The 4589-nt window shown below is 42.7% G+C and carries 6 protein-coding genes; all 6 read left to right on the forward strand.

Features of this window, described 5'->3' with window-relative positions; genetic code table 11:
• The coding region (locus IQ270_RS28330; protein ID WP_193976457.1) for an RAMP superfamily CRISPR-associated protein at nucleotides 1–758 on the forward strand (758 nt) is incomplete at its 5' end.
• Nucleotides 759–760: 2 nt separating this feature from the next.
• Nucleotides 761–1402: a hypothetical protein gene (locus tag IQ270_RS28335; protein WP_193976458.1), complete on the forward strand. Its 642-nt coding sequence runs from the start codon at nucleotides 761–763 to the stop codon at nucleotides 1400–1402.
• 446 nt (nucleotides 1403–1848) lie between these two features.
• Nucleotides 1849–2070, forward strand: coding sequence for a hypothetical protein (locus IQ270_RS28340; RefSeq protein WP_193976459.1), 222 nt, complete (start codon nucleotides 1849–1851; stop codon nucleotides 2068–2070).
• A 3-nt stretch (nucleotides 2071–2073) separates the two neighbouring features.
• Nucleotides 2074–2562: a hypothetical protein gene (locus IQ270_RS28345; RefSeq protein WP_193976460.1), complete on the forward strand. Its 489-nt coding sequence runs from the start codon at nucleotides 2074–2076 to the stop codon at nucleotides 2560–2562.
• Between the two features lie 45 nt (nucleotides 2563–2607).
• Complete coding sequence (locus IQ270_RS28350) at nucleotides 2608–3012, forward strand: hypothetical protein (protein WP_193976461.1); 405 nt, start codon at nucleotides 2608–2610, stop codon at nucleotides 3010–3012.
• A 328-nt stretch (nucleotides 3013–3340) separates the two neighbouring features.
• Nucleotides 3341–4555, forward strand: a complete 1215-nt coding sequence (locus IQ270_RS28355) for a glycosyltransferase (RefSeq protein ID WP_193976462.1) — start codon at nucleotides 3341–3343, stop codon at nucleotides 4553–4555.
• Nucleotides 4556–4589: the final 34 nt, after the last annotated feature.

The raw sequence follows: 4589 nt of genomic DNA on the forward strand, positions 1-4589 counted from the left end.
GTAGTTCGCTGAAAGGCTGCATCCGCTCAACTTATGAAGCGATTACTAACAGCACTTTAGGAGTAATTACTAACAAAAAAGAATATAAAGATAAATATCCATCTGAACGATTGCCATGTGAAACCAAAGAACAACTCTGTCCCGCAAGTCAAGTATTCGGTGCGTTAAATTGGCAAGGGCTAATTGAATTTAACGATGCTAAATGCGAAAATACAGGCTTTGCTACAGGATTTATGCCCAATTTATGGAGTCCTCGTATAGCACGAAAGGCATACTTTGACCAAAGAGGTAAAGTAGCAGGGCGCAAGTTTTATTATCACACAATTAGAGCGATCGATAAAGGTCAAAATCAAGGCATTACTGTTCAACAAGCTGCTAAAGAGTATACTTTCAAAACACAGATACAATTCAAAAACTTAACAGCAGCAGAGTTAGGAACGCTGTTGATTGTGTTGGGACAAGATCCGAAATATCCGATCGCCCTCAAGGTAGGCGGCGGAAAGCCGATCGGCATGGGAACAATGACTGTGGAAGTCACAGCAGCAAAGGTTTTGCAAAACAAGGGAGATTTGCGCGCTCGCTATTTCTCCTACAATCCTCCCGAATCTGACAGCATGAGTGGAACAAATTTGCAACAGTTCATGCAGAAAAATATTCAAGCTGCTCATTCTAGCTTAGTGCAAGCAACTCAACTGCAACAACTAGCTAAAGTGTTAAAATATCCGAGCGATCGCGAACCTCCAACAGGAATGTATTAAAGATGTCTAATACTGAATTAGTGACAGAATCTTTGACCGAAGACCAGTGGAAAATTGCCCACGCTATCGCGCAAAATCTTGTCAAAGAACAAACTGATGTAAATGAGTTTGGAAAGGCGATCGCGTATTTACGCAATGCAGTTAATCAAAATCTATCGGATGCTAATTCCAGGTTTTTCAAGTACCTGAAAACCCTGGTCGGTAATGGCAGACAAATCGGACACAGTGGCAAAACCACAGATTATTACCGCAGCATCGACAAAGCTTGTAGCGATTGTCTCAAAGGATTTCAAGGAGATGCTAGCACTTTGCTGCAAATTTTAGGTTGGGCATCTCGTTTGATGCGTTACTACAAAGAAGCGGGGCCAATTGGAGAAATTGCAGCCCCAGTTGTAGAGTCAGCGAGACAAGTTGAAATTGCTAAAGCAATTAGCAGTCATGAGTTTGCGATAGGTCAAATTATCGAAGCCAAAGTTACTGCTGTCAAAGGGAACAAAGTAACTTATGAAATTCTGGGAACTATCAGGCTAACTGAAAAAGAACCGAAAAAAGCACAATCTTTTTCTGAAGAACAAGTGGTGAAAGTTGAAATTTTAGATATTAAGGAAGATGGGAGTCCCAAGAAAGTCAAGTGTGCGGGCTAGAAACCAGACTGTTGATACTACCAAACCTCCTTGCGTTAACTCTGCCCCGTCGCTATAATATTGACTGTAAGCATAAAAAGAAGCCACAATATGTTAGCCAAAGAAAAATCTCACTCTAACAAATTTGACTATTACTCAGCATTGAACCGTTCCGAGTCCGCTCAAAGCAAAGTCAAGCAGGGGTATTGTGTAGCTTACTATACAGTTTTCTGGGTAAAGGCTGTTCCAGGCTACTCTGTCTCGTCACAGATGTCCGAATACCGATTTGTAGCCTAACAGAAAACGGCGCAGCTTAAGTAATTAGCTGCTTTTAGCAGCCCATTGTGCAAGCTAGCGTTTGCCTAGAAACTAGGAACTCGCCATATCAATATATCCAGTTCCTAGTTTTAAAGAAAACCCAAAAAGTTGTGATAGTTTTGGTAAGACCATACCTGAGGATGACACAAATGAATGATGTAGAAAAAAATAAAGTTTATCTGGTAACTGGTGTAGTAATAGCTATTGACGAGAGCGATGGGATATTAATCGCAGGAATGTTATCGGATAGTCCTTTTATTGCTGAAGATACAGAGTCAACAAAGACAAAAGATTTGGTAGGCAGTTTTGCATTCACCCGGCAAAAAGCCGAATTTCTAAGAGATCGTCTCAATGATTTTTTGCAGGAATAGACAATGAGAGTAATCACAAACTTAAAACCAGAACTTCAAAGCTTAACATCGAATCCAGAAACTTTGAAATTCTATCAATTCTCTTCTTCTCCTCTGAAACCAAAGCAGTCATTCAAGTCGCCTACTGCTCCTGTTGAAGTACAGGAATTAGTTCAGGAGTTAGCGAAGATGGACGGTGTAGCAAAAGTTAGAGCCGTAGCTCCTAGAGCCTTAGATATTCACTGGATTGAATTTGAATTAGAACTGCACCCTGAAACAGAGTTAGATTATGAAAGTTGGGACAAAATCCAAGATTTAATAATTGATTGTGAGTGGGGTTTGCGGGATCAAACTAATGAAGAGTGGTACTTTCCCAGAAAAGTGGTCGAGAAGTTTGCCAAAATTAAAGACGGGGCTAAAGTAGTTTCTGAATCGAGAATAAGTTTTTCAAGTTCTACAAGCTACAATCAAGTGAAATCGCGCAAGAATTTATTTGTGGTGGCTGGAAGTTAAAAATATTAAATTACTGAACAAACTAGAAAGTAGCTGTTGATTTTTATGCCGAGCGAACATTCCCATAGCGAACAAGCTAAGTATAACGAAGAGGCGGCACTTAGTATCAGAGATACTTCTCCTGATTGGGCAGTAACAATGTGTTTTTATGCAGCCCTGCACTGGGTAGAATGGTATGCAAAGGTTCAGGGAGACGATCTCGAACGACAATACCAAAACTACCCATCGCCTCACGATCGCCTGCTTGCTTACGTTTTTAAAATTGCTAAAAATCGACAGTACAGAGATTTGAATAAAGCTTATCAAGAACTAAAAAATGCTAGTCAAATAGCCCGATATTTAACAGATATAAGAACTGATTCTAGGATTCATTATAGTAGATATAAAACGAGAGAGGTTGACCAATCTTTTGACAATCTGCGAATAGTTAAAGAGCGACTAAATAGTTGACCGAAATATCTAAAATTTAGCCTCAAACTTTCACGGACTTGACTTTTGAAAAAAAATGGGATACCCTGATAGGGTTAAAAAGAAAGAGTTTCTTAAGTGCAAAATCCAAAAATTGCAAACTTCCCCTGACGGGGACGGAAACTAGCTTCCGTAACAATGCTGCGTAATAGTCAAATTTGTTTTGACAGTTGCTCAGACTTCCCCGCAAGGGGACTTTAGTTGACAGACCTAATTGCGGCCAAAACTTTCTCAAACCTGCGATCGCCCCCTAACTTCCCCCATAAGGCTAAACTTATCTAAGTTTTACTATGATATTTTGGCCCCGTTCATGAACATCGCCTATCTAGTCAACCAATACCCCAAAGTCAGCCACAGCTTCGTCCGCAGAGAACTCCTAGCCGTCGAAACTTGCGGCATCAAAGTCGGGCGTTACTCCATCAGATCCTGCGAGTCAGAACTCGTTGACAAGGGCGACAAACAAGAACAAGAACTGACCAAAGTCATCCTAGGAGTTGGCGTACAGGGCTTAGCGTGGGGTTTGCTGCGCGCTGCCGCAACTAGACCAATTCGATTCATCGAAGCTGTGCAGTTAATGTTCAAAGTTGGCTGGCACTCGGAACGGGGGATTTTGCTGCATCTAGCTTATTTAGCAGAAGCTTGCATTCTTTTAAATTGGTTTGCAGAATCCGGTACAACTCACGTTCACGCTCACTTCGGCACAAATTCCACAACAGTTGCCATGCTGTGCCGCGTACTCGGCGGCCCGACTTACAGTTTCACTGTTCACGGCCCTGAAGAATTCGATAAAGCTACACTTCTTTCCTTAGACGAAAAAATTAAACGATCGACCTTTGTAGCAGCAGTCAGTTCCTTCGGCAAAAGTCAGCTCTTTCGGTGGTGCGATCGCACTTATTGGTCAAAAATCCACGTCATACACTGCGGAGTCGATGCAGCTTTTTTAGCTCACCCGCACGTCCCCATCCCCGCAGCACCCCGCCTAGTTTGTGTCGGCAGGCTCAGCGAACAAAAAGGTCATTTGTTATTGCTAGAAGCCGCCAGCAAGCTAGCAGTTCAAGGCTTAGAGTTTAAATTGGTATTTGTCGGAGACGGGCCGCTGCGAGCTGAAAGTGAACAACAGATTGCACAACTCGGCCTGCAAAACCATATAGAAATTACCGGCTGGGCCAGCGGCGATCGAGTTCAGCAAGAAATTTTAGCTTCCCGCGCAATGGTATTGCCAAGTTTTGCCGAAGGTTTACCCGTCGTAATTATGGAAGCCCTCGCTCTCAATCGGCCCGTAATTAGCACCTATGTTGCCGGCATCCCGGAACTCGTAGAACCCGGTGTTTGCGGTTGGTTAGTTCCTCCCGGTTCCGTAGAAGCATTAGCTGTGGCGATGCGCGCGGCATTGGAAGCACCTTTAGAAAAGCTAGAAGAAATGGGGAAAACAGGAGCAGAACGGGTTGCTCAACAACATAATGTGGATTTAGAAGCTAAAAAATTAGTGGCGCTGTTTGAGAAAGCTGTGGAGGCGCGATCATAAAATTTTCAGGACTTAGCCAGGTACGCTATAGCAA

The sequence above is a fragment of the Microcoleus sp. LEGE 07076 genome (assembly GCF_015207455.1).
Lineage (GTDB): Bacteria > Cyanobacteriota > Cyanobacteriia > Cyanobacteriales > Microcoleaceae > Microcoleus.